The following is a 23,832-nucleotide window of genomic DNA, read 5'->3' on the forward strand; positions in this document are numbered from 1 at the left end:
AAATAAGGCCACTAAACCTTTACAAAATAAGTTGAAAATAAATAGGTTGAACCAATTTAGTAATGCCGAATTAGCATATTGAAAAAATATAGACAATAAAAGTATAATCAAGATGTAAGCTAACGGATAGGTGATAGGGTTTGAAAATAAAGGGGGTAATTATGTTAAAAGGAGTTTCATTACAACTTAAAATAATTGAGTTTATAAAAAGATATATTACAGAAAATGATTTAAAAGATGGGGACAAACTTCCATCACAAAAAGAACTCACAGACTTATTAGGAGTGAGTAGAAGCTCATTGAGAGAATCGGTTAAAACTCTCGAAGCTAATAATATTTTAGAAGTGATAAATGGTAAAGGAGTATATGTTAAAAATTCATCTATGAACATGATTACTTCACAGATAAGTTTTAAAAAAGAAAAAGAATCGATCTTAGAGTTATTACATGTCAGGAAAATTCTTGAAAAAGAAGTCATAAAGTTATTTATAAAAAATGCTCAGGAGAGTGAAATACAAGAGATAGAAGATATATTGAAAGTCATAATGACTAAATATAAAAATGGTGAAAAGCAAAATAAAGAAGATAAGGAGTTTCACACAAAGATATACTCTTGCTGTCATAACAAAGCCTTATGTGCAGTAATTTTTTCTATAAAAGAACTCCTAGTAGAACTTTGGAATTTTCCACTTGGCCTAGCTGACCCATTTACAGATACAATACCTTTACACGAAGATTTATTTTATGCACTAAAGAATAAAGACGTTAGGAAAGCCCAACAAATAAATACAAAAATATTAAATAATATAATATCACAAGTAAAGAAAGCTGAATTAAATAAGGGGGTGAAAAGCTCTTAGAAGGTTTAACTCAGTTTTAATTCTGGAAAATAATTAGGTAAAATATAATTAAAGGAGGAAGGATTTGATGAAAAAAACTATTTTTGGAATATTAATACTCTTACTAATGATAGGGTGTGGAAAAGAAAAGAAAAATGGAACGTCTGAAAATGGAAAGAAGACCAAAGAGAATACTTTCATAATGGGTAGTGCCAACTTTAACGGTGATTTTTATTATGGTTGGACAAACTCAGCATATGATGGTTATATTAGAAAATTAATTTGGGGTGGAGGGCTTTTATCCCCTACAGATAAAGGAGAACTAGTAATTGCTTCTTTTGTGGAAAAAAAAGAGACCTATAAATCTGATCCAAAGAAAAAAAGCGACGACGTTTGGAAGTTTGAAATTAAAAATGGGATGACATTTTCAAATGGAGATCCACTAACTGCTAAAGATGTCAAGTTTACTTATGATTTCTATATGGATAAAGAAGCATTAAATGCCACTGGTGGAACAAGTGGATTATCAGAGTATATAGATAGAGTAGAACTAGACGAAGCTAAGAATTCTGTAACCTTTTACTTGAAAAATCCAATGTATACAGTAGGCTCATCTATATTCTTTGAAAATCAGTCTATATTAGATTCGACGATGATACTTGCCGGAGTAGAAAAAACAGGACTTTCTCCTCAACAATGGGTAAAAGCTAATATATCTACTCCAATAGGTTATGGTCCATATAAGATAGAAAAATATGTAGAGTCACAATACGTTAAATTAGGTATTAATGAAAATTACCAAGGAAATTTTGAAGGAGATAAGGCTAGTATAGACTACTTAATTATTCAAAACATTCCTAGTGAAACACAGATAACACAACTAATCACTGGAGAAGTAGATGGTCTTGTAAACCTTGGCAATGAAGAAGATATAGAGGCTATATTAGCAACACCAACTTTATCTACTAATAACTATTTACGTAATGGTGGAGGGCAATTTACTTTCCATACTGATTTCGGCCCTATGCAATTACCAGAAGTTAGAAAAGCTTTTGCTTATGAATTTAATAGAGTTAAATTTAGAGACATTTTCTTAGGAAAATACGCAATATCTTCCAATGCACCCTACTCTAGAAATCTATGGATGATGTATGATAAAGGAGAAAATTTAGGAACAGAGGGTAAATTTGAAAAATCATTGACAAATTACGATATTATAAATGCAGACGGTAATTGGGATAAAGAAGCTAACCTTAGGATTGCCCATAAGTTACTGGATCAAGCTGCAACTAGAACAGATGAAGCATATGCTAAATTGACTAAAGATGGAAATGGAGCTTATTTATGGGATGGAAAACAAATTACTTTAAATATAGCTACTACCCCTGTATGGGTAGATTCACTTAACCTTACTTTAACTAAAAACATTCAAGATGAATTCGGTATCTTTGTTAATATAGATTCTATGGACTGGTCTGTACTCTCTAAAAATCTAGATGGAGTAATACCTTTAAGCGAAAGAAAATATCACGCATTTACACTTGGTGATTCTTATGGTATTCAATATGACCCATATCCTAGCTGGTCTGGAACAAGGGTTTTACCATATGGGAAGGGAGCATCAACAAATGGTTCAAGATATAGATCTAATGAAGAATTACTTAATAGTATCCGATTCTCAAACCCTTCAACTACAGAAGGAAAAACTATGTATAAAGCTAACTGGAGAAAATGGATTGTAGAAGTCAACCATAGCTTACCTATATTACCGTTGTATTCAAATAATTTCTATGATGCTTATACAAATAAAGTTGTAGATTTTAAAACTAATGCATTATGGGAATGGCCATATGCAATTGTAAAAGCTAAGTTTAAGTAATTTAATATAAATAAAAAGACTCAACAATAGGATAGGGTATTCTATAACTAACAGTTATATACTGAAAATCTAGAAAAAAAGAGGAAGAAGTTCACAGTATTAGTATATTTTACACTTAGAAACCATAAAAAATATTTTATAGGGTATTTAAAATGAATAAGAGAGGAGGGTGTGGTAGGAATCCTATACGCTTATCATACAGGAAAAAATGAAATTTAATTATGAATTTATTGAAAAACTTACTCAAATCAATGGAATAAGCGGTCATGAGGAGAAAATTAGAAAAGAATTATATAACTACTTAAAAGATGATGTGGATAATATTCATTTTGATAATCTTGGCAGCATTATTTTCGAGAAAGAAAAAAAAGATACGGCTATAGAAGATGTAAATGTTATGATTGCTGCACACATAGACCAAATAGGCTTTATTGTTAACTATATTGATGAAAAAGGATTTTGTTTTGTAAAACCAATTGGTGGGTGGTATCCTACTCAGCTATTAACTCAAGAAGTTGAAGTTGAAACTGAAAATGGTGATAAATATATAGGAATATTTGGTCATAAAGCTGTTGGAGAGTTGAGAAAGAAAAAAGAAATTGAATGGCAGGATATTTATATTGATTTTGGAGTTAATTCTAAGGAGGAATTAGAAGGTTCTGGGGTTCAAATAGGTGATCCTATTACCCCACTGTCCTCCTACAAAAAGCTTATAAATCCAAAATTTGTTGCCACCAAAGCTTGGGATAATAGAGTTGGTTGTGCTATTATCTCTGAGCTCATCAAAAATTTAAAAGGAAAGGATATTCCGTGTAATTTATTCCTTGCAGGAACAGTTCAAGAAGAAGTTGGTATTAGAGGTGCAAAAACAGCATCAAAGGTTGTTAATCCTGATATTTGTTTTTCTATTGATATAGGAGCTTATGGAGATACACCTTCTTTTAATAAATATGACTCCACTTTAGAGTGTGGAAAAGGACCTGCTATTTGTATATTTGACGCCACTTCCCTTGGGAATAAAAAACTTATTAAATTAATAAAAAAAGTTGCCAAAGAAAACAATATCCCATACCAATTAGATATTATGATGAATGGTGGTACAGATAATGGTGCTATGCACTTAAATGAAAGAGGAGCATTTGGAGTTACAATTTCAATACCAACAAGATATGGACACTCACATAACAGCATAATTAATACAGATGATTTAGAAAATGCTACAAAGCTATTTATGAAGGTTATAAAAGAATTAGATTCTAATTTTTTAAAAGATTTAAAAACATTTGTATAAAAAGTAAGGTACATAGGAGATTGCTATGAAAGACTTAGAAACTATTATTGCACACGCAGGAGAAAAAAGAAACAAAATGGGAGTGGCACCTCCTATTTGCCAAAGTAGCTTATTCACTTTTGACTCATATGAGGAGATTTCAAAAGCATTTGATGATCCATATAACACCCCGATTTATTCTAGGGGAAATAACCCTACAGTAAGGATATTAGAAGAAAAAGTGGCTGCTGCTGCTGGCGGAGAAGCATGTAAGTTTTTTTCATCGGGAATGGCTGCAATTTCAAGCGCTATCCTTCACTATATAAAAAGTGGCGATCATATTATTGCTATAAAAAATATATATGGTCCAGCTAATAATTTTTTAAATAAATATTTAAAAGAAAAATTTAATGTAGAAATTACATTTATCAGTGGAAATGATATTGAAGAATTTAAAAGTGAAATTAAAGAAAATACCAAACTTTTTTACCTTGAAAGTCCTTCAAGTGCAATTTTTTCCATTCAAAATTTAAAAGAAGTTGTAAAGTTAGCAAAATCCAAAAATATAAAAACCATCCTTGATAATACATGGGCTACTTTTGTTTATCAAAGGCCTATGGAGATTGGAATAGATCTCGAAGTACACAGTGCTAGTAAATATATAAGTGGACATAGTGATGTAGTGGCAGGATGTGTCATTGGAAAGGAAAAAGATATCAAAGAGATGTTTTATGAGGAGTTTTCTTACCTCGGTGGTGTCTTAGGACCCTTTGATGCATGGTTAATACTCAGAGGACTAAGAACTTTACCACTAAGGTTAAAACAACACAGTGAAAATGCTCTAAAAATAGCTCTATTTTTAGAAAAACACCCTAAAATAAAAAAAGTTAACTATGTTGGGTTAGAGTCATTTCCTCAACACAATATAGCTAAACAAACAATGACAGGGTTTTCAGGGCTTATGAGTTTTGAAATTAATACTAATGTCAAAGGCATCAAAAATTTCATAAATACTCTTGAAATTTTTAGTATTGGAGTCAGCTGGGGAGGATATGAAAGTTTAGCTTATGCTCCTATAATATCTATATTAAAAGAGATGCCAGAAGATCAAATAAAATCTATGGGTGTTTCCCCTGGAGTAATCAGAATCTCCGTTGGCCTTGAAAGCTCTAGAGAGTTAATCTTAGATTTAGAAAGAGCTTTAAATGAAGTTTAAAATAGACTTTTTATAAGTTTATAAAATTAATACAAAACTTTTATAAAGTGAGAAGCAATGGTTCTTGGATCTTTACTCCTCACTTTTAATCTATATAATTTTTTACCCTAATACTGATACTCCTCATAATATTTCATAAGTTTTTCCTCATCCAATATCGTTATATAATTTTTTTCTTTTTTTATACACCCTTCCTCTGTTAATTCACCGGTTAATTTATAGAGCATACTCTTCCCTACATTAAGAACATCAGCAATATCACCATACTTCAAAAAATACATCTTTCCGTTCACGGAATTACTTATAAGTAAAAATGCAAAGAATACCTTGGCTCCTCCATGAGAACGAATAAAGAACCCTCTCATCCCTCTTCTTATGGCCCCCGCACCTCTTTCTAAAATAAACCTAAGGATCTTAGCATCATTTAACAGATGTCCTTCCAGGAGTTTCTCATCTAGTACCACTGCTCTTACGGTTTTAGATGCTGCCACCATCTCCCAATCTCTTATATCTTTTTGCAGATACATATTTACACCTATAAATTGATTCTTATTAAAAAAATATGGATTAATTATTTTTTTCTCCCCATGATATCTTACAGCATATACTGTCCCCTCAAGAATATATACAATTTTATGTTCATCTATGGTCAGTAGAAATTCTCCCCTATGGTATTCTTTGATCCTTAGATTCTTAACTAAATCTTTAGACATTATTTTTTCTAAAACCCCAAATTTACCTTCCATTTATTGACCCCCAACTTGTTGTTTAATTTTTTAATTAAATAAACTAAAAAAATCTAAAAAATGTCCACCAATTGGACACTTTTGTTTCTATTAAATGTTATTATTTATCTCATGAAAAAGCAAGAAAGATTTAAAAAATTTAGACAACTAAGTAAGTAAAGTTATTGGACGATATTATAAATATAGACATTTAAGGAGAAAAAAAACATGAAAAAAGTATTATTAGGATTAGCAGCATTATCAGCAGTATCATTTGCTGCACAGGGAGACACATATTTAAACGCAAGATTTGGTGGAGATTTAGGAGCTTCATATACTGGGTATAAGGAAGAAGGAATGGATTTCTTAAATGATGAAACAGATGGATTCGGTGGAGAGCTAGCATTGGAAGGTTATAAAAGTATAACTGATAATTTTGATCTGGGTTTAGGTCTGGCATATCAATTCCATGCAGACAGAAAAAAACAAGGAATTTCTGAAGTTGGAAATGAAGGAGAAGTTTCTGGGGCAGAATATAAATCTTTACCCATCTATCTAACTGCAAAATATAATTTTAATTTAGATTCAGATATCAAGCCATATTTAAAAGCTAACTTAGGGTATTCGTTTAACTTTGATGGATCTGATTTAGAAGCAAAAGGAACAGGAACAAACACTGGTCAGAATTATAAAATGAATGCAGATGTAGAAAATGGTCTTTACTGGGCTTTAGGTGGAGGAGTAGAGTATAAGAATTTTACTGTAGATCTAATGTATGCTGTAACTAAAGCAGAAACTGAAGTTAAAGAACTTGACGGAAAAGAAGATAACGACTATGGAAGAGTTGTGCTTTCAGCTGGTTATAGATTCGATCTATAAAATTTATTTAAAAAACTCCTTCAATGAAGGAGTTTTTTTATTCTTTAGAAAAAAATACCTCCCATTATCGGGAGGTATTTCATATTATTATATAGTCTTTAATTTTTGTCCTGCTTTTTGTGTAGCTGTTTCAGAACCAGTCCAGCACTCTACACCATCTAAGTCTGCCACTGTTTCAGCTTTTAAAACTGGATCCAATCCTTGTTTTCTTTGATCTGAGTAATCAGCTAATAATCTGAATGCAATAGGACCTAACTTTAAGATCGCATACAGGTTTAATAAAGCCATGAATCCCATGAATAGATCCGCTAATCCCCATACTACTTTTAATCCTGCAATTCCTCCTAATAACACCATCATAACAACTGCTGCTCTATACCCTTGTAACCATAATTTATTTTCAGTCATAAATTCAATATTTGCTTCCCCATAATAATAGTTTCCGATTACTGAAGAGAATGCGAATAAGAAGATACATACAGCTATAAATATTCCACCGAAGTTTCCTAAGTGCATACTAAGTGCTGACTGAGTCATTTGGATCCCGTCTCCACTAAGTGATTGGTATCCTGATAATAAGATTATAAATGCTGTTGCACTACAGATTAATATTGTATCTGTAAATACTCCCAATGCTTGGATAAGCCCTTGCTTTACCGGATGACTTACTGTAGCCGTAGCTGCTGCATTAGGAGCACTACCCATTCCTGCTTCATTGGAAAATAATCCTCTTTTAATACCCTGCATAAGAGCCGCACCCAGTGCTCCTCCTGCTGCCGATTTAAAGTTAAATGCACCATCAATAATCATTCCAAATACTGCTGGTATATGTGTAATATTCATTACTATAACCACCGTTGCAACAACAACATAACATACTGCCATTACAGGAACTACTTTTTCTACGAAACTTGCTATTCTTTTTACTCCACCAAATATTATAACAGCTGTTAATACTGCTAATACAACTGCAACTACAGTTTTACTTATTCCAAATGACCCATTAAATGCCATAGCTATTGTGTTTGATTGAACCGAGTTGAATATCAGTCCAAAACATACTGTGATTAAGATCGAAAATGCTATTCCTAATGTTCTATTTTTTAAAGCCTTCTCCATATAATATGCAGGTCCGCCTCTAAATGCGTCTCCATCCTTTACCTTATATAGTTGTGCCAAAGTAGATTCTACAAAAGCTGATGCAGAACCAATAAGTGCTAACATCCACATCCAGAATACTGCTCCTGGTCCACCTGCTGCGATAGCCAGCGCAACCCCTGCCATATTTCCAGTTCCTACTCTAGAAGCTGTACTTATACAAAAAGCCTGAAATGACGATATCCCTTTTTCCTCTTTATTTCCCTTTACTCCATCTGCTGCTCCTTCAGTTAAAAGTCTTACCATCTCCTTTAACATTCTAAACTGAGCAAACTTTGTTTTTACAGAGAAATATATCCCTACACCTATTAAACCTACTATCAATACATATGACCATAAAATGTTATTTAAAAAATCTACCATACTTTATTCCTCCCTGATGCTTTATTATTTATTTATTCCATCAGTATAGTATATATATTATTCTTTGTCAATATATACCATATATGAATTTCATTGGTTATTCATAGGAAAAAACTATTAATCGCTTTTTTTTATAACTTTATAAGCTATAATGTACACAATAAAAAAGAGTAATCCGAAAAAATTACTCTCATTTAGATAACAATATTATACTTTCCCCAAAAATGACTCTATCCTTTTATTTTTAGGAGATACTAAAATTTCATCAGAGGTTCCCTCATCTACAATTATTCCGTCTTCCATAAAGATAACCCTGTCAGATACCTCTCTGGCAAACTTCATTTCATGGGTTACTATTATCATACTTATATGCTCAGAAACTAATAGTCTTATGAGATCTAAAACCTCTCCTACTAATTCTGGATCTAAAGCTGATGTAGGTTCATCCAGCAATATCAATTTATTTTCAAGAGCCATAGCCCTTCCTATTCCTATCCTTTGCTGCTGTCCTCCACTGAGTTCACTGGGGTAAAACCCTTCTTTCCCCTCTAATCCTATTTTTTTTATTATCTCTCTGCCTTTTTTATCAGCTGATCTTTTATCTATTTTTTTTACTATTATAAGAGCTTCTGTTATGTTTTCTAGTGCTGTTTTATTCTTAAATAGATTATAGTTTTGAAATACCATAGATGTCTTCTGTCTAAAAGATACTATATCTTTCTTCTTATGATTGCTCGCTTCCTGCTTTAAACTATCTATTGTTATAGACCCCTTTGTAGGCTCTTCCAAATAATTTAAACACCTTAAAAAAGTTGATTTTCCACTTCCAGAGGGCCCAATAATAGATACAATCTCTCCTTTTTTCAGAGAAAAATCTATTCCTTTCAAAACTTCTAATTCTCCAAAATTTTTATGTAATCCTTTTACCTCTAATATATTATTTCTATTCACAGTTCCCCTCCTAATAACCTCTATTTAATCTGATTTCTAGTATTTTTTGAACCCTTTCAAGTAAAATTACCAATGCCCAATAAACCAAAGCCACAGCTAGATAACTCTCTAAGAACCTATATGAACTGGCTGCTTCCAGTTGTGTCTTTGCCATGATATCGGCTAACCCCAGGGTAAATGCTAAAGATGAAGATTTCAATAGATCTATAGAGATATTTACAATTGAAGGAATTGCAACTCTTATTCCCTGAGGTATAACTATCCTTACCATCACTTGAATAGTATTCATCCCAACGGAGTAACCAGCCTCTAACTGTCCTTTATCTACCGATGACAGGGCTCCCCTTATAGTTTCAGCCATATAAGCAGAAAAATGCAGACTAAGTCCCAGTACAGTAGCTGTAAATGCACTCATATTTATAAATATAGGAAATACCTGAGGCAATCCATAGTAGATTAAAAATAATTGTACCAATAATGGAGTTCCCCTGAAGAAAGATACAAATAATCCCGTTATCTCATATAAAACTTTCACTTTAAAAAATCTGATAACTGCTACTAGTATCCCCAGTAAAACCGATATAATTGTTGATATAAATGTTATTTTTAATGTCAGTCCCAAAGCTTTAAATAAAATTGGGAACAACCCTATCATTGCTTCTATTTTAAAATCCATTTTTTCCCTCTCTTTAATTTTATTTTTTAAAAAAATAGGCATTTTAACTTTGAAAAAGTTTTCTCTCTTCAGAATTAAAATGCCTATTAATTATGTAATTAGATATAAATTAACTCAAAATTAATTTGAAGTTATATCCATCCCAAAATACTTATTAGAGATCTCTACAAGAGTTCCGTCTGCTCTCATCTCATCTAAAGTTTCATTGATCTCTTTCATCATAATTTCATTTTTTTCTTTCTTTACAAAAGGAAAAGCATTGGCTATATATTTAGCCGGTTTATCTAGTAGTTCAATTTGAAGATCATTTTTTTTGATCAACTCTATGATAGATACCTTATCCATCATAAACGTATCCACTCTTCCTAGCTCTACATCTTTAACTAAACTTCCTGAATTATAAACCACAGTTTCAAAATCTATTTTTTTAGATAGTTCTCTGACTATTTCTTCATAATTTGTTCCTACTTCAGTGGCAACTCTTCTACCTGCCAGATCCTCTATTCCCATTATTCCTTTTGGATTTCCTTTAGCCACAAAGAACTGAGCTCCAGAATAAACATACGGAACTGAGAAATTATATTTTTCCAGTCTTTTATCTGTAATGGTAATTTGATTAGATATTGTATCTATCTTTCCCGTATCTAACATCCCAAATAAGCCACTAAATTTAGCCTGTTTAAACTCGATATCTTTTCCTAATCTTTTTCCTATTTCATTCCAGACATCTATATCAAAACCTTTAAGTTCATCATTTTCTGTATAAGTGAATGGATAGTATCCACCAGAAGTTCCTACTCTTATAACCTCTTTTTTAGACTCTTCCTTTCCACATGCTATAAATAAAGTTCCTAATAATATTCCCAATAATAAAATTTTAAATCTGTTCATAATCTCCTCCTATTTAATCATATATAATAAATATCCGTACGGCCGTCATTGTATTTATCTTTTAAGCTTTCTAAACTTATATTTTCAGTTAATTCTTTTATTTTATCATCTATCTTTTCCCATACTTCTTTTTCCAAGACAGATTCTAAAGCTTCTAAATTATAGCTGCTGCAACAGGGTGAATCTTGAGTATCCTCCAATATATTTAAAATATCTCCAACACTTATTTCCTTTGGAGACCTGGCTAAAACATATCCTCCCTGAGCTCCCTTACTGCTTATTATTAATCCTGCTTTTTTTAAAGTTAAAAATATCTGCTCTAAATATCTCTTAGAAATATCTTCTTTTTCAGATATCTCCTTAACACTAAATTTTCTTTCTGGATTACATGCCATATATACCAAAGCTCTCAATCCATATTTACTTTTTTTAGTTGTTGTCATCTTCCTCCTCCTAAAATACACTTAATACATAGGAATTAAGTAGTTATCTGTGAAATGATAATACCATAGGTTACTAACCCTGTCAACAATTATTTCTTACTCATCGGGTAAAGTTTTATAAACAACCTTTATCCTTCTTCTGAAATTAATATTTTTTCAAATAAAAAGGACATAGATCTCTCTATGCCCTTTCATATTATAATTTATAATTTTGATTCCTGCCCAGGTTATAAAAACCATCGAAGTAGGAGTCTATTTTTTTCTCATGTGTGGGAATAATAATACGTCTCTAATAGATTCAGATCCTGTTAATAACATTACTAATCTATCGATACCAATTCCTAATCCTCCTGTTGGTGGAAGACCATATTCTAATGCGTTGATGTAGTCTTCATCTACTACTGCATTGGCTTCGTCATTACCTTTTGTAGCTTCCGCTACTTGGTCCATAAATCTTGATTTTTGATCAGCTGGATCATTTAACTCAGAGAATGCGTTTCCATATTCTCTTGCATCGATAAATAACTCAAATCTATCTGTAAATCTACCATCATCTTTTGTTCTCTTAGCTAATGGAGAGATCTCTACTGGATGACCCATTACAAATGTAGGTTGTACTATTGTCTCTTCACATTTTTGCTCGAAGAATTCATTGATGATATGTCCTACTGTATCCATATGAGGAGCTAAGTGTACTTCATTTGCTTCAGCTAATTCTTTAGCAGCTTCTACACTCATCTCAGGCCAGAAGTCTACACCTGTAACATCTTTGATTATGTCAACCATGTGTATTCTTGCAAACCCTTCTAATTTTATTTCCTTACCATTGTATACAACGTCAGTCGTTCCAAGTACTTCTTTTGCAGTGTTTGTGATGATCTCTTCTGTAAGATCCATTATATCTTCAAAGTCAGCATATGCCTGGTATAATTCCATCATTGTAAATTCAGGGTTATGTCTAGTAGATATTCCTTCATTTCTAAAACTTCTATTGATTTCAAATACCTTGTCAAATCCACCAACAATTAACCTTTTAAGGTATAATTCTGGAGCTATTCTTAAGTATAATTCCATATCTAAAGCGTTATGGTGTGTTACGAATGGTTTTGCCGAAGCTCCACCAACGATTGGATGCATAATAGGAGTTTCCACTTCTAAGAAATCTTTCTTAGTTAAGAATGCTCTTATAAAACTAACTATTTTTGCTCTAGTTATAAATGTTTCTTTTACATCTCTATTCATGATAAGGTCTACATATCTTTGTCTATATCTAGTTTCTACATCTGTTAAACCATGGAATTTATCTGGTAATGGTTTGATATTTTTAGATAAAAATTCAAATTCAACTGCTCTTAGAGTGAATTCTCCCTTTCCTGTTTTAAATACTCCACCTTTGATTCCGATGAAATCTCCAGTTCCAATTTTACTGATTACTTCAAATGCTTCATCTCCAACTACATCTTTTCTGATATAAAATTGGATTCTTCCAGTTTGGTCTTCAATATGACCAAATACTGCTTTTTTTCCTGCTGGTCTGAATGCCATGATTCTTCCTGCAGTTTGGAATGTTTCATTATAATTTTCAGGATCTTTATCAAATTCAACCTCTGAATTTATAATATCTTCTACCATATTTAACTTGCTGTACTTTCTACCAAATGGTTCGATTCCCATTGCTTTGATCTCTTCTACCTTGTTCCACTTGTCTAAGACAATGTGGTCATTGTTTTCAACTGTTTGATTCATTCTCTACCTCTTTCTCTAATTTATTTTTATTTAATTTTTCTATTTTTAATATATATATCCTTCCCCTATTGCTAAGGGTAGTGTTTGGAAATTTTTTGATCAATGTTCTGAAATATTTAGAACTTTCATCATAGTTTTCTAAGTTATAGTAGATCATCCCACCTAAATAGTAGTAATCTCCAAAAAACTCTTCATCTAAAATTTTAACATCTATAAATTTTAAGTTTTTTTCTGCCAATTCTAACTCATTTAAATTATAATACAAATCTGCCAATTTATAATAGATATTATTTTTTAATTCAGATGATATATCTTTTTTTAGAGACCTCTTATAATAAAGTTCGGCTTCTTGAAGCCTTCCCTCTTGAACATACTTTTCAGCAGTTCCAATATATTTTTCAAGTTTTTTTCTGTCTAAATATTTTATTTCTATTTGCTTAATTTTATCCAATTGTTCAGGATTCACCCCTGATTTTAGGGTCTCGTAGCTATTCTTATCATCTGTTTCCAAATATATAAGAGCTAATTTTTCTAAGTTTCCACTTGTTTTATAATAGGTAATTGCTTTATTATAATCTTTTAATTGATAATGGTAATCTCCTAAATAATCTAATATCTTTGGAACAGGTTCAATTAAAATTTGAGTTTCAGCTAATTTAACAGCTCCTGAACTATAATTTTTATAATTTATAGAAGCATCTAAGTATTCTAGTTCATATTTTTTATCATAGGTGGATAATTTTTCTAAAAACTTAAGATATTCCTCTGTTTCTCCTAATTCTTTTAAAGCATTTAGATAAATTTTTATTATCTCTGCCTTTTTTTCATCATCTAATTTATATTTACTTACCAATACTTTTGAGATATTTCTCACCATATGGTAGTTTTTATTTTTTTCATTTAATTCCAAAGCATAAAAAAGGCCCTTTTCTATCTCCTCTGAATCAGGGAAAAAAGTTTCTAAAAGCAATAAATTCTTATTTAAGAATTTAAAATCTCCATCATTGTAGGAGTCTTCTATATTATTTTCTATATCTTCAGGAAACGGCTGATACTTTGAAATTTTCTTAAAAATTATCTCTTTAGTTACCTGATTTTTTTCTGTAAAAGATATCTTGTATTCCCCTATACTAGAAAAAGTAATACTCAGATTTTCTCCCTCTTTCTTCAGATCTACAAGGGAATTTTTATAAGTTTTTCCTATTACTTTTAGTTTTTTTATCTCAGATATGTTTTTAAGCTCAATTTTCTCATCCAAAGCCAGGTCTATTTTCTTCCCATTTGGAATGGTCTGAAAGTCGTATTCAACCTTCTTAGCTCCCTTAGGTTCTACTTCTCCCAAAAGAAAATTAATATTTTGTTTATCTATCCCACTAGAATATATTTTTTCATATCCTCCATAGAATAAAGATAGTTCTTTAATTATTTTTTTATTGACCTCATCTACCTCTTTAGAACTGTTCACAGCACCATAAGATCCTATATTAACCCCCAATAAGATGGTCATAAATAATATTAATTTTTTCATCTCATCCTCCAAAGGTTAATTTTAAATAAAAATAGAGCAATCTCTTGCTCTATTATATCAAATTTTTTATATTTTTACCATAAATTATAGTTCATCTATCTTTAGTGTCAATTCATTCACAACTGCATTTTCTTCAATTATAGAATATTCAGCACTGATCTTTTTCTCTTCTATGATTAAAGATTTTGTAAAAATTTCAAAATTTCTATTCATATATGATGCCCTATAAGAAAAACTTGTCTTTTGATTTTCTTTCAATAGCTTATTACTCTTTATATCTCCATCTCTTACTATCTGCATCTTGTCCTTTAAGATAAATATTCTTACCTTTGCATATTCATCAGCATAAGTGTATTTAACACCTTTTTCATTTTCTTCTCTAGTCGCATCAAAGGTAGCGTCATACTTTTCTCCAAAACTATCTGTTGTTCTTATCCTTAATTTCATCTTCTAGTCTCCCATTAAGCCGGATATAAATGAATCTACATCTTCTTCAATTTCAGAATAATCTTCCTCTTCAAAATACTCTTCTGTCTCCTCAGAACCAGTAGTTATTTTATCTTCTCTTTCATAATAAGAATCATCATCCCAGTCACCAATATTTGTTCCACCGGCATAATATTCATCTTCCCAGTTATCTAATATATCTGATGCTTCATCCTCTTCATCTACTAATTCCACTATTTCTTCATCTTCTCTATATATAAAAACATACCTTTTTCCATCTAGGTCTTCTCCGATTAAATATTCATCTCCGAACATCATTATATCTCCTACTACGGACATGTCACGTTCTTCATCTTCTATCATATATTCAAAATTTTCTCCAACAGCATACATTTTTCCCACCTCACTTATGATATTTACTATTTCCTAATATACTAAACCAACGATAAACTTGCTCAAACAATATAAGTCTCATCAATTGATGAGGAAATGTTAGGTCTGAAAAACTCATTCTTAGATCTACGGCACTTCTCACTTCCTTGGTAACCCCGTAAGATCCCCCAATAATAAAGTTAATTGTGCTGTTCCCGTTGACTGTTATTTGTTCTATTTTTTTAGCCATCTCTTCCGATGAAAACTTTTTCCCACCAATATCCATTAGAATAGAATACCCTTTATTTTTAGATATTGTCTCTATTATTTGCTTGGCTTCCTTCTCCATAGATTGATTTCTATTTTTATCGTTCCCATCTTCCTTTAATTCAATAACTTTTAACCTTGTATAGGCAGACAACCTTTTAGTAAATTCATCTATTCCCATATTGATATATTTTTCTTTTACTTTTCCTACGCAAACAATGTTTACATTTACCATCTTTATCTCCTTACTCAAGATCCTTGTCCCTAATTAATTCTACACAAAAAATGTGAATTTTCCTATCTTAATTTTTGTTTTTTGTCTTTCTACTATTCTTTAGACGTCAAACAGCTCTTTTTTTTCCAAAAAATATTATTTTCTATTAAACTTTTTATTCATCTCATCAAAAGTCATCTTTAATATTATGGGTCTTCCATGGGGACAAGTATATTTCCCGACCTTATGAAGATCCGATATCAAAGTTTCCATCTCCTCTAAAGTCAGTTTTTCACCTGCCTTTATAGCATTTCGACAAGACATGGATATGATAACTTTTTCCCTTGGGTCACTGCCACCTAAATTTTCTAAAAGGTGTCTAAATGTATCTTCTACACTGACTCTAAAGTTAAATATAGGGACTCCTCTGATTAAAATTTCATTGTCACAAAATTCCTCTACTTCGAATCCAAATTCACTAAATAACTCTAAATTTCCTTTTACAATCTCAGTTTCATAACCATTTAGCTCTAATTTTATAGGAACTAATAAGTTTTGAATAGATATTTTTTTGTTATAATGCTTCTCTTTCAACCTTTCATATAAGATCCTTTCATGGACAATATGTTGATCATAGATCTCTAATTCTTCCTCTGTTTCAACCAGGATATACATATTGTGAAGTTGGGCTAAAACCCTGTAATCAGTTTTGATCTTTTTTTCTATCTCTAGATCTTTATGGTCTTCACTATCCTGTGTTTCAGCTGCAAGGATCTTTTCGATCTCAACGGATTTATTCCCTCTCTGTGGAATAACCTCATCTTCTCTACTCTCAATTTTCTTATCTTCACCTTCAATTTTATCCTCCTTTATTTCTAAAGAAGAAATATCTGAAGGAAGAGTTGCCTCATATTCCTGACTGTACCTATTAGCTTTAGCAATTCTCTCAGTTACCTTATTCTCTAATTTTTCCTCTTTTATTAGGACAGGCTGCTCTGTTTTTATGACTTCATTGACTGTAGGAGTTATTAAGTTTTCCAACTCCTCAAAATCCAAAAGGTTATTTTCTTCTAGACTTTTATCCTCTTCCTCCTCAATTTTTAAAGAGATCGAATTCTTCCTGTCATCCCTATAGATAGCATCGGTTAATTGATCTAATATTTCCTTGTATACGCCATCTTCATCCACAAATTTAACGATCTTTTTAGAGGGATGAACATTGACATCAACTAAGTCAGGTGAAACATTAAAAAATATTATTGTAAAGGGATATCTCCCCTTAACTAATTTAGTATAATAAGCATCTAAAACTGCTTTTTCAATAGTCTTAGATTTGACATATCTGCCATTTACATAGGTATATATAGAATCTTTATTAGATTTTAGGAGGTTCATATTTCCCCAATATCCCAAAGAAAATTTTGTTGAATTTTTTAATGTATTCCTGCCGAATAATTCTAAAATTGTATTTTCTATCCCACGACCACTGGTCTTCACAACTTCCCTTCCATCTAAAAGTAAAGAAAATGAAACCTCGGTGTTGTATAGAGCTTCCTTTAAAACAATTTCCCTTATTCGTGCATATTCAGTAGATTTTTTTCTCAAAAATTTAAGTCTTGCTGGAGTATTAAAAAACAGATCTTTAATAACTATCTCTGTTCCTCCTGCTCTAGATATTTCTTCATATTTAGTAATCTTACCGGCATTTAAATTTATCTTATGCCCGACTTTAGAATCATTGGTTTTACTAGAAATAATCATCTTGGATATAGATCCGATAGAAGCTAATGCTTCACCTCTGAATCCATAGCTAGTAAGATTAAAGATATCCCTTTTATCTTTAATCTTACTAGTAGCATGTCTCTCCACACATAAAAATAGGTCTTCCTTTCCCATTCCCATACCTGTGTCAACTAGCCTTACATCTCGACCATTATTTTTTACCTCTATTCTAATAGATCCTGCTTCTGCATCTAGGGAGTTTTCTATCAGCTCCTTTATCATGCTGGCTGGATTCTCAACTACTTCTCCTGCTGCGATTATATTAGATACACTTTCATCTAGTATTCTTATCCTACTCATATAATATTACCCCTTCTAAAAAATAGCCTTAATATTATAGCAAAATTATAAAATTCTGACCATTTCTTTTTTAGTTTAATGATTTCATTTTTTTATTTAACTTATTATACCCTATTTTTGACCCTTAAAACTAAAAAATTGAACTACTTTTTATTGCCTACTCTGAATCGAATACTTTTATGGTATACTCTAATTGATATTCAATATATTTAGCGATATTATTCAGCAATTAAAGGTTAGAAAATATCAAATAAAAAGTTATAATAACTTAAAAATTCAAATATTAATTAAAAAGGAGATTTTCATGAAAAAAATTATCTTACTATATATATTTATTTTTACCACTCTATTCCCCTCAGATAATATAGGTGGGTATAGAGCCTTTATCCAGGCAAAGAATCATTATCTTAATGGAAATTTTGATCAGGCAAAAATAGAATTTGAAAATTTTGTAGAGGTCTATAAAGACTCTAAATTGGTTAATTCTCACTACCCTGATTACTATATTGCCATGAACTACTACGAGATTGGGGAAATGAAAAATGCCCTTAAATATTTAGAGTCATCTATCTATACTCCTAAATATTTAAAATTTTTAGAATTTAAAAAATCTAATTATTTTGAATTCAAACGTGGATTTTATCTGGGTGAGATCTATTCTCGTTTAGGATATTTTACCAATGCCCACTACCAGTATCTGACCCTTATAAAGGATTATTATGACCCTGATTTAGAACCACTTGAAAAAAAAGCACTTAATATCCTGGCCTCTAAAGACCCTTATTATAACTATATATTAGAGATTAAATACAAAAACAACTATAAAAACATCGACAAATTAAAAAACGATGATCTAAAGATGATAGGACACTACCTGTATTCAAAGGGACTCTTTTTAGAATTTTATAAATCTTATAAAAACTCAATTAATTCTTCCTCTAACAATAAGGAGATCGTTGTGGGTACCCTTAATATCTTAGAAGAAGCAAACCAGTACGACCTGATGATAGAACTCATAAAAAATCAATTCAGTTCGGGGAATACAGATTCAGATTACTATTATTTCTGGGGAAACGCCTTAAAAAAGTCCAATAAACCCTTGGAGGCTATAGAAAAATATAAACTAGTAGATAAATCTCCATATCTAGAAAGATCTATCTATTCCATTGGAAGAATTTATTTTATTTTAGAAAATTATGAAGAAGCTATCCTATGGAGTAAAAAATTAAATAACGACAAGGCTCATGAACTCTTGACCAGATCTTATTTCAACTCATCCCAGATGGATCTATTTAAGGAATCTGCAATTAAGTATATACAGTCCTATCCAAATTCTAACTTGGCCGGTTATTATAGGAATATGCTCTACAATGAAAGTAAAAATCCAAATTATTTAAACTGGATAATCAAACACAACCTAAACTCCTACTACTATCAAGTGGCTTTCAACATTACTAAAACCACCAGAGTATTGGAGGAATATCCTCTAGATTATAAGAAGCGCTTCTACACAGATTCCTTAAGCATCTTAGACCAGTTAGCTGAATTAGGTGATCCACAACTGTTAATTATTGAATCCGATACCCTTAATTTTTCCAAAGATAAGGTTTTTGAAACTTTTATTAAAACATCTTATTTAGAAAAAATTAAACTGTATGATCTGGCTATGAAATCTTCCCTCTCTGCTGAGGAAGAGTTTTCTAAATATTCAAACCTTTATCCCTACCTATATCCCAGATATTATGGTGATTTGGTAAAAAAATACAGTAAGAAATATGATGTAGAGGAATCACTTATCTTCAGTCTTATTAAGGAGGGAAGTAAGTTTGATTCAAATCTAATTTTTAAAAGTACTTATTTCGGGCTTATGCAGTTAGATCTCAAAACAGCTAAACTATATGACCCTGATATAACCACTAAAAAACTTTTAGACCCCGAAGTAAACATCAGTATTGGAGTCAGGCATTTAGAATACCTTTTATCTAATTCCGATGACAATATCAGCCTGACCATCGCTGGTTTTCATGATGGAGAGAAACTGATCTCCAATTGGAAATTAGATAAAAACGGAGATATAGATGTGGAGCAGATACCATATTCAGATTCACAAAGATTCATAAAGAGAGTTATTACCAACTATTATAAATATAAAAGTCTCTATAAAGACTAAAAAAAATCTTTCCTTTTCAGGAAAGATTTTTTTCTTTCATTTCCCTTGACAAATTAAAATTTCTAAGCTAAACTTTTGATATCGATATTCGATATCGTTAAACGATATTAGGAGGAATTATGGAAGAAAAGACATTAAGAAAGTTATTTTTAGGATTTATCCAACTACACATTCTCAGACATGGCAGCAAAAAACCCATCTATGGGGTATGGCTTATGGATCATTTAAAAGATCACGGTTACAATATGAGCTCTGGAACTATCTATCCCCTTTTGAAAAATATGTGCAGAGATGGTCTGCTATCCTTAGAGGAAAAGAAAGTAGAAGGAAAGATTAGGAAATATTATACTACTACAGATCTGGGTAAGATAATTTTAAAGAAAGGGGAAGAAAAAGTCCGTGAATTGAGCAAAAATATGTAGGGAGGTAATTTCATGATAAAGTTAGAGCAGATAAATTTGATGTTAAGACAACAACCAATTTTTACAAACTTAAATTTACACATTAAGAAAAATAAAAAAATTCTCCTAAAAATGCCTTCTGGCGCTGGGAAAAGTACCCTCCTAAAGGTAATTATGGGGTATATCCCTGTAAACAGCGGAAACATTCTTATAGATGGAGAAATTTTAGGACAGAATAATGTAGATATACTACGTCAAAAAATTGCTTACATCGGTCAAAATATCTTCTTCACAGAAGAAAGTGTAGAAAAATACATAGAGCTTATATTTTCATTTCAGAAAAACAAGGATATTGAGTTGTCTAATTCTGCCCTCTATGATCTCCTGGAAAATTTTGATTTGGATAAAAGTATATTAAAAAAATCTCCTTCACTTTTATCCGGAGGAGAAAAACAGAGAATTGCACTTATATTAGTTTTACTTTTAGATAGGGAGATCCTCCTCTTAGATGAGGTCACTTCTGGACTGGATCACGATTTAAAAATAAAAGTTATCAAGATCATAAAAAATTTGGATAAAACAGTTATAGTCTCCTCCCACGACAATCAGTGGCTGGATTATGATGAATTTGAAGTAGTGGGGTGGTGATCTTATGAATATATCTTTTTTTAATATTTCACTCCTTTTGATCCCGCTTTTTATATTAGTTTTAGGATTGAGATTTTTTAGAATAAACCTTTTAAAGAAAGCTGCCACCTCTATCGGCCGAATGATTCTCCAGCTATTTTTAGTAGGTGTCTACCTGGAATACATCTTCAAATTTAATAACTGGGCTGTAAACTTCATCTATATCCTTATTATGGTTTTAGTTGCATCTCTCTCTACAATAGATGTAGTTAAATTAAACTATAAGAAGTTCATCTTACCCCTATTTGGGTCTATATTCTTGTCATGGGTTACAGTCTATACCCTGTACCAGTTTATAATTTTACATGACATTAATTTTTTCGAATCCAGATATATTATCCCTGTCAGCGGTATGCTCTTGGGGAATCTATTACAGGGACAGATTATATTTTTAAATAACTTTTTCACCCAGATAAAAGACGGAGAAGATTCATATTTTTACCTTCTTTCTATGGGAGCCACAAAGTTTGAGGCACTTCGAGAGTTTTATAGGAGATCCATCATATCATCTCTTCAGCCTAGTCTTGCAAATATGGCTACCATCGGGTTGGTAGCTCTGCCAGGGATGATGACTGGACAAATCTTAGCCGGAGCCTCTCCCTTTACAGCTATTAAATACCAGATAAGTATCATGCTTGCAATCTTTTGTATCAGAGGTTTATCTCTGTTATTTACAACCTTTGCTATAAATAAAATTGCATTTGATCGATTCAGCAGATTAAAGAGAGATGTATTTAGATAAACACCAAACTTAAGATTATCTATTCAGACACAAAATATATACTTGAAATCAAGCATATATTTTGTGTTTTTTTAATAACTACTTGACATATAGCTATTTAAATCGTATTATTTGAATATACAAATAAACGAATTTTATATAGGAGGTACAATTTGTTATATTACAAAGATGATCCAGAATTATTTGAAAATAAAGCTAGTGTCTTAAAAGCTCTATCTCATCCTATAAGATTATGCATAGTAAAAAATTTAATTGCAGCAAAAAAAGCCAATGTAACTCAAATGCAACATTGTTTAGAAGCACCACAATCTACAATATCGCAGCACTTATCTAAACTAAAGGCTGAAAAAATTATCAAAGGTGAGAGAAAAGGCTTAGAAGTTTATTATTCCATCTCCAATGAAAAGATAATAAAAATTATCGAAGTTCTTTTTTGTAAATAAAAACTATAGATAAAGGGAGTGTAAGTCATGAATATTATAGAAAAAATTAAAACTGGTAATTGACCTATGTTAAAAATCTTAGGTTTAAGATTCGGAAAAAAAGGTAAAGCATTCGATATCTCAAAAGACGAAGCTTTGAAATTATTAGAAAGTGACAACACAATAGTCTTAGATGTCCGAACTCCAAAGGAGATAATCACAGTTCCTTCTTTAGTTGAAGATGCTGTCATGATAGATTATGAAGATAAAAACTTTGAAAGTGAAATAAAAAAATTGGATAAAAATAAAACTTATTTAGTTGTATGTACCCGTGGAAATTATGCTAGGGGTGCTTGCATTACTATGGAAAAAAACGGATTTAAATCTATGAAAAGTCTTAAGGGTGGCCTTAATTATTTTCATAGTTGCTCTACATGAGGATAGAAATTATCTTCTGGTAGGAGACCTATGCGTTTAGTAAAAAAGATTACTTCTATGTATTAATACATAGAAGTAATCTTTTTTTATTTCCAATTTTTAAACCACTCGTCTATTGAAGTTTCAAAGTTTTCCATAAAATCTGAATTTGTTTTTCTATTATAAAAAGCCTCTACAAATCTCTTACCTTTATTCGATTCTTTTGAATTAAATTCATCTTCTTTTAATTTAAACATAGTTTTTATTTCTTCTTTATCAAGTTCTTTATACTTCTCTTTGAACACCACAAACTCTTTGTCAAACCTTTTTCTTTTTATTCTTTTATAATCTTCCGGGTAATATCCAAAGGTTAACATTCCAATTGGGATAGTATATTCAGGTAGATTTAATAATTCCTTGTGATACTCACAATTTTCTAATATATCACCTATATAGCAACTTCCTATATTTAAGCTTTCTCCTGCAATTACTGCATTCTCAGAGGCAATCATTGCATCCTCAAATGCTAATATCATCTCTGCTTTACCAATCTTTCTATTCCCCTCTTTATACATTCCTTCATCTTTGAAATAATCATTCCATTTTTTAAAGTCAGCTACAAAAATCAGTATATCGGAAGCTGCTTTTATAAAAGGTTGATCATCACAGGATATCGCTAATTTTTCCATAGTTTCCTTATTTTGAATATGAATAATTGAATACATAACCATATTCCCCGCTGTAGGAGCACTGATTGCCGATTCTATTATTTTATCCATATGCTCAGATGATATTTTTTTCTTATCATACCATCTCAGGGATACCCTGTTATTTATAGTTTTTAAAGTTTCATTCATACCTTACCTCCATTTTTTTATTCTATTACAAGTCTACAACTTTTTATTCTGATAACAAAAAAAATTAATTATGGTAATATATAGTTATAAAATAATATTTCAAATAATTCATGATTACAGATATTTTTTGTTCTAAAAAAAATGAGTTTAAACTCATTAATCTGTGGAAAATATTTTGAATTTAGAGAGA

General features: G+C 31.1%; 24 protein-coding genes. 11 read left to right on the forward strand and 13 right to left on the reverse strand.

Annotation, left to right across the window (positions count from 1 at the left end; all coding sequences use genetic code 11):
- Nucleotides 1-161: 161 nt before the first annotated feature.
- The 4 genes from K337_RS0110070 to K337_RS0110085 all read left to right on the forward strand — a co-directional run bounded on the left by K337_RS0110070 (nt 162) and on the right by K337_RS0110085 (nt 5,204).
- Nucleotides 162-860, forward strand: coding sequence for a FadR/GntR family transcriptional regulator (locus K337_RS0110070; RefSeq protein WP_028856495.1), 699 nt, complete (start codon nt 162-164; stop codon nt 858-860).
- A 67-nt stretch (nt 861-927) separates the two neighbouring features.
- Nucleotides 928-2,718, forward strand: a complete 1,791-nt coding sequence (locus tag K337_RS0110075; protein WP_028856496.1) for an ABC transporter substrate-binding protein — start codon at nt 928-930, stop codon at nt 2,716-2,718.
- Between the two features lie 208 nt (nt 2,719-2,926).
- Nucleotides 2,927-4,009, forward strand: coding sequence for a M42 family metallopeptidase (locus K337_RS0110080; protein WP_037029322.1), 1,083 nt, complete (start codon nt 2,927-2,929; stop codon nt 4,007-4,009).
- A 25-nt stretch (nt 4,010-4,034) separates the two neighbouring features.
- Nucleotides 4,035-5,204: a trans-sulfuration enzyme family protein gene (locus K337_RS0110085; protein ID WP_156877357.1), complete on the forward strand. Its 1,170-nt coding sequence runs from the start codon at nt 4,035-4,037 to the stop codon at nt 5,202-5,204.
- Nucleotides 5,205-5,311: 107 nt separating this feature from the next.
- Here the strand turns inward: K337_RS0110085 and K337_RS0110090 are convergent, their stop codons facing one another.
- Nucleotides 5,312-5,950, reverse strand: coding sequence for a Crp/Fnr family transcriptional regulator (locus K337_RS0110090; protein ID WP_028856499.1), 639 nt, complete (start codon nt 5,948-5,950; stop codon nt 5,312-5,314).
- Between the two features lie 207 nt (nt 5,951-6,157).
- On the opposite strand from K337_RS0110090, the gene K337_RS0110095 reads away from it, so the two are divergent.
- Nucleotides 6,158-6,808: an OmpW family outer membrane protein gene (locus tag K337_RS0110095; RefSeq protein ID WP_028856500.1), complete on the forward strand. Its 651-nt coding sequence runs from the start codon at nt 6,158-6,160 to the stop codon at nt 6,806-6,808.
- 87 nt (nt 6,809-6,895) lie between these two features.
- On the opposite strand, the gene K337_RS0110100 is transcribed toward K337_RS0110095, so the two are convergent.
- The 11 genes from K337_RS0110100 to mutL form a co-directional block, all read right to left on the reverse strand.
- Nucleotides 6,896-8,329 carry an alanine/glycine:cation symporter family protein gene (locus K337_RS0110100; RefSeq protein ID WP_028856501.1) on the reverse strand — a complete coding sequence of 478 codons (1,434 nt, stop codon included), beginning with the start codon at nt 8,327-8,329 and terminating at the stop codon, nt 6,896-6,898.
- A gap of 207 nt (nt 8,330-8,536) precedes the next feature.
- A complete protein-coding gene (locus K337_RS0110105) occupies nt 8,537-9,265 on the reverse strand; it encodes an amino acid ABC transporter ATP-binding protein (RefSeq protein ID WP_028856502.1) in 729 nt (242 codons plus the stop codon).
- A 25-nt stretch (nt 9,266-9,290) separates the two neighbouring features.
- On the reverse strand, nt 9,291-9,956 hold the full coding sequence (locus K337_RS0110110) for an amino acid ABC transporter permease (RefSeq protein WP_028856503.1): 666 nt from the start codon (nt 9,954-9,956) through the stop codon (nt 9,291-9,293).
- Nucleotides 9,957-10,076: 120 nt separating this feature from the next.
- The gene (locus K337_RS0110115; protein ID WP_028856504.1) at nt 10,077-10,847 is read right to left on the reverse strand and encodes an amino acid ABC transporter substrate-binding protein; all 771 of its coding nucleotides are present in this window, start codon (nt 10,845-10,847) and stop codon (nt 10,077-10,079) included.
- Between the two features lie 17 nt (nt 10,848-10,864).
- Complete coding sequence (locus tag K337_RS0110120) at nt 10,865-11,290, reverse strand: RrF2 family transcriptional regulator (RefSeq protein ID WP_028856505.1); 426 nt, start codon at nt 11,288-11,290, stop codon at nt 10,865-10,867.
- 252 nt (nt 11,291-11,542) lie between these two features.
- Entirely contained in the window at nt 11,543-13,036 is a 1,494-nt protein-coding gene (gene lysS / locus K337_RS0110125; RefSeq protein ID WP_028856506.1) for a lysine--tRNA ligase, read from the reverse strand.
- A complete protein-coding gene (locus K337_RS0110130) occupies nt 13,020-14,564 on the reverse strand; it encodes a tetratricopeptide repeat protein (protein WP_028856507.1) in 1,545 nt (514 codons plus the stop codon). The genes lysS and K337_RS0110130 overlap by 17 nt, the downstream gene beginning before the upstream one ends.
- 84 nt (nt 14,565-14,648) lie before the next feature.
- Nucleotides 14,649-15,011, reverse strand: coding sequence for a DUF1934 family protein (locus tag K337_RS0110135; RefSeq protein ID WP_028856508.1), 363 nt, complete (start codon nt 15,009-15,011; stop codon nt 14,649-14,651).
- A 3-nt stretch (nt 15,012-15,014) separates the two neighbouring features.
- Nucleotides 15,015-15,404: a hypothetical protein gene (locus tag K337_RS0110140; protein WP_028856509.1), complete on the reverse strand. Its 390-nt coding sequence runs from the start codon at nt 15,402-15,404 to the stop codon at nt 15,015-15,017.
- Nucleotides 15,405-15,414: 10 nt separating this feature from the next.
- Nucleotides 15,415-15,885, reverse strand: coding sequence for a 23S rRNA (pseudouridine(1915)-N(3))-methyltransferase RlmH (gene rlmH, locus K337_RS0110145; RefSeq protein ID WP_028856510.1), 471 nt, complete (start codon nt 15,883-15,885; stop codon nt 15,415-15,417).
- Nucleotides 15,886-16,020: 135 nt separating this feature from the next.
- Nucleotides 16,021-17,946 (reverse strand): DNA mismatch repair endonuclease MutL, encoded by a 1,926-nt coding sequence (gene mutL / locus K337_RS0110150; protein WP_028856511.1) that lies wholly within the window; start codon nt 17,944-17,946, stop codon nt 16,021-16,023.
- A gap of 304 nt (nt 17,947-18,250) precedes the next feature.
- On the opposite strand from mutL, the gene K337_RS0110155 reads away from it, so the two are divergent.
- The 6 genes from K337_RS0110155 to K337_RS0110180 all read left to right on the forward strand — a co-directional run bounded on the left by K337_RS0110155 (nt 18,251) and on the right by K337_RS0110180 (nt 22,806).
- On the forward strand, nt 18,251-20,116 hold the full coding sequence (locus K337_RS0110155) for a transglycosylase SLT domain-containing protein (protein ID WP_028856512.1): 1,866 nt from the start codon (nt 18,251-18,253) through the stop codon (nt 20,114-20,116).
- Between the two features lie 119 nt (nt 20,117-20,235).
- The gene (locus K337_RS0110160; protein WP_028856513.1) at nt 20,236-20,538 is read left to right on the forward strand and encodes a PadR family transcriptional regulator; all 303 of its coding nucleotides are present in this window, start codon (nt 20,236-20,238) and stop codon (nt 20,536-20,538) included.
- A 12-nt stretch (nt 20,539-20,550) separates the two neighbouring features.
- Nucleotides 20,551-21,165 carry an ATP-binding cassette domain-containing protein gene (locus tag K337_RS0110165; protein WP_028856514.1) on the forward strand — a complete coding sequence of 205 codons (615 nt, stop codon included), beginning with the start codon at nt 20,551-20,553 and terminating at the stop codon, nt 21,163-21,165.
- 4 nt (nt 21,166-21,169) lie between these two features.
- Entirely contained in the window at nt 21,170-21,946 is a 777-nt protein-coding gene (locus tag K337_RS0110170; RefSeq protein ID WP_028856515.1) for an ABC transporter permease, read from the forward strand.
- Between the two features lie 152 nt (nt 21,947-22,098).
- Nucleotides 22,099-22,389, forward strand: coding sequence for an ArsR/SmtB family transcription factor (locus tag K337_RS0110175; protein WP_028856516.1), 291 nt, complete (start codon nt 22,099-22,101; stop codon nt 22,387-22,389).
- Nucleotides 22,390-22,455: 66 nt separating this feature from the next.
- On the forward strand, nt 22,456-22,806 hold the full coding sequence (locus K337_RS0110180; RefSeq protein WP_028856517.1) for a rhodanese-like domain-containing protein: 351 nt from the start codon (nt 22,456-22,458) through the stop codon (nt 22,804-22,806).
- 86 nt (nt 22,807-22,892) lie between these two features.
- On the opposite strand, the gene K337_RS0110185 is transcribed toward K337_RS0110180, so the two are convergent.
- Complete coding sequence (locus K337_RS0110185; RefSeq protein WP_028856518.1) at nt 22,893-23,642, reverse strand: nitroreductase family protein; 750 nt, start codon at nt 23,640-23,642, stop codon at nt 22,893-22,895.
- Nucleotides 23,643-23,832 lie beyond the last annotated feature (190 nt).

The sequence above is a fragment of the Psychrilyobacter atlanticus DSM 19335 genome (assembly GCF_000426625.1).
Lineage (GTDB): Bacteria > Fusobacteriota > Fusobacteriia > Fusobacteriales > Fusobacteriaceae > Psychrilyobacter > Psychrilyobacter atlanticus.

Excerpts from the sequence above, each read along its gene's own strand:
- K337_RS0110165 (WP_028856514.1), top strand. The coding sequence starts at position 20,551 with ATGATAAAGTTAGAGCAGATAAATTTGATGTTAAGACAACAACCAATT.
- K337_RS0110070 (WP_028856495.1), top strand. The coding sequence starts at position 162 with ATGTTAAAAGGAGTTTCATTACAACTTAAAATAATTGAGTTTATAAAA.
- K337_RS0110085 (WP_156877357.1), top strand. The coding sequence starts at position 4,035 with ATGAAAGACTTAGAAACTATTATTGCACACGCAGGAGAAAAAAGAAAC.
- K337_RS0110160 (WP_028856513.1), top strand. The coding sequence starts at position 20,236 with ATGGAAGAAAAGACATTAAGAAAGTTATTTTTAGGATTTATCCAACTA.
- K337_RS0110115 (WP_028856504.1), bottom strand. The coding sequence starts at position 10,847 with ATGAACAGATTTAAAATTTTATTATTGGGAATATTATTAGGAACTTTA.
- mutL (WP_028856511.1), bottom strand. The coding sequence starts at position 17,946 with ATGAGTAGGATAAGAATACTAGATGAAAGTGTATCTAATATAATCGCA.
- K337_RS0110155 (WP_028856512.1), top strand. The coding sequence starts at position 18,251 with ATGAAAAAAATTATCTTACTATATATATTTATTTTTACCACTCTATTC.
- K337_RS0110140 (WP_028856509.1), bottom strand. The coding sequence starts at position 15,404 with ATGTATGCTGTTGGAGAAAATTTTGAATATATGATAGAAGATGAAGAA.
- K337_RS0110100 (WP_028856501.1), bottom strand. The coding sequence starts at position 8,329 with ATGGTAGATTTTTTAAATAACATTTTATGGTCATATGTATTGATAGTA.
- K337_RS0110080 (WP_037029322.1), top strand. The coding sequence starts at position 2,927 with ATGAAATTTAATTATGAATTTATTGAAAAACTTACTCAAATCAATGGA.
- K337_RS0110135 (WP_028856508.1), bottom strand. The coding sequence starts at position 15,011 with ATGAAATTAAGGATAAGAACAACAGATAGTTTTGGAGAAAAGTATGAC.
- K337_RS0110170 (WP_028856515.1), top strand. The coding sequence starts at position 21,170 with ATGAATATATCTTTTTTTAATATTTCACTCCTTTTGATCCCGCTTTTT.
- rlmH (WP_028856510.1), bottom strand. The coding sequence starts at position 15,885 with ATGGTAAATGTAAACATTGTTTGCGTAGGAAAAGTAAAAGAAAAATAT.
- K337_RS0110075 (WP_028856496.1), top strand. The coding sequence starts at position 928 with ATGAAAAAAACTATTTTTGGAATATTAATACTCTTACTAATGATAGGG.
- K337_RS0110120 (WP_028856505.1), bottom strand. The coding sequence starts at position 11,290 with ATGACAACAACTAAAAAAAGTAAATATGGATTGAGAGCTTTGGTATAT.
- K337_RS0110090 (WP_028856499.1), bottom strand. The coding sequence starts at position 5,950 with ATGGAAGGTAAATTTGGGGTTTTAGAAAAAATAATGTCTAAAGATTTA.
- K337_RS0110095 (WP_028856500.1), top strand. The coding sequence starts at position 6,158 with ATGAAAAAAGTATTATTAGGATTAGCAGCATTATCAGCAGTATCATTT.
- K337_RS0110185 (WP_028856518.1), bottom strand. The coding sequence starts at position 23,642 with ATGAATGAAACTTTAAAAACTATAAATAACAGGGTATCCCTGAGATGG.
- K337_RS0110180 (WP_028856517.1), top strand. The coding sequence starts at position 22,456 with ATGTTAAAAATCTTAGGTTTAAGATTCGGAAAAAAAGGTAAAGCATTC.
- K337_RS0110110 (WP_028856503.1), bottom strand. The coding sequence starts at position 9,956 with ATGGATTTTAAAATAGAAGCAATGATAGGGTTGTTCCCAATTTTATTT.
- lysS (WP_028856506.1), bottom strand. The coding sequence starts at position 13,036 with ATGAATCAAACAGTTGAAAACAATGACCACATTGTCTTAGACAAGTGG.
- K337_RS0110130 (WP_028856507.1), bottom strand. The coding sequence starts at position 14,564 with ATGAAAAAATTAATATTATTTATGACCATCTTATTGGGGGTTAATATA.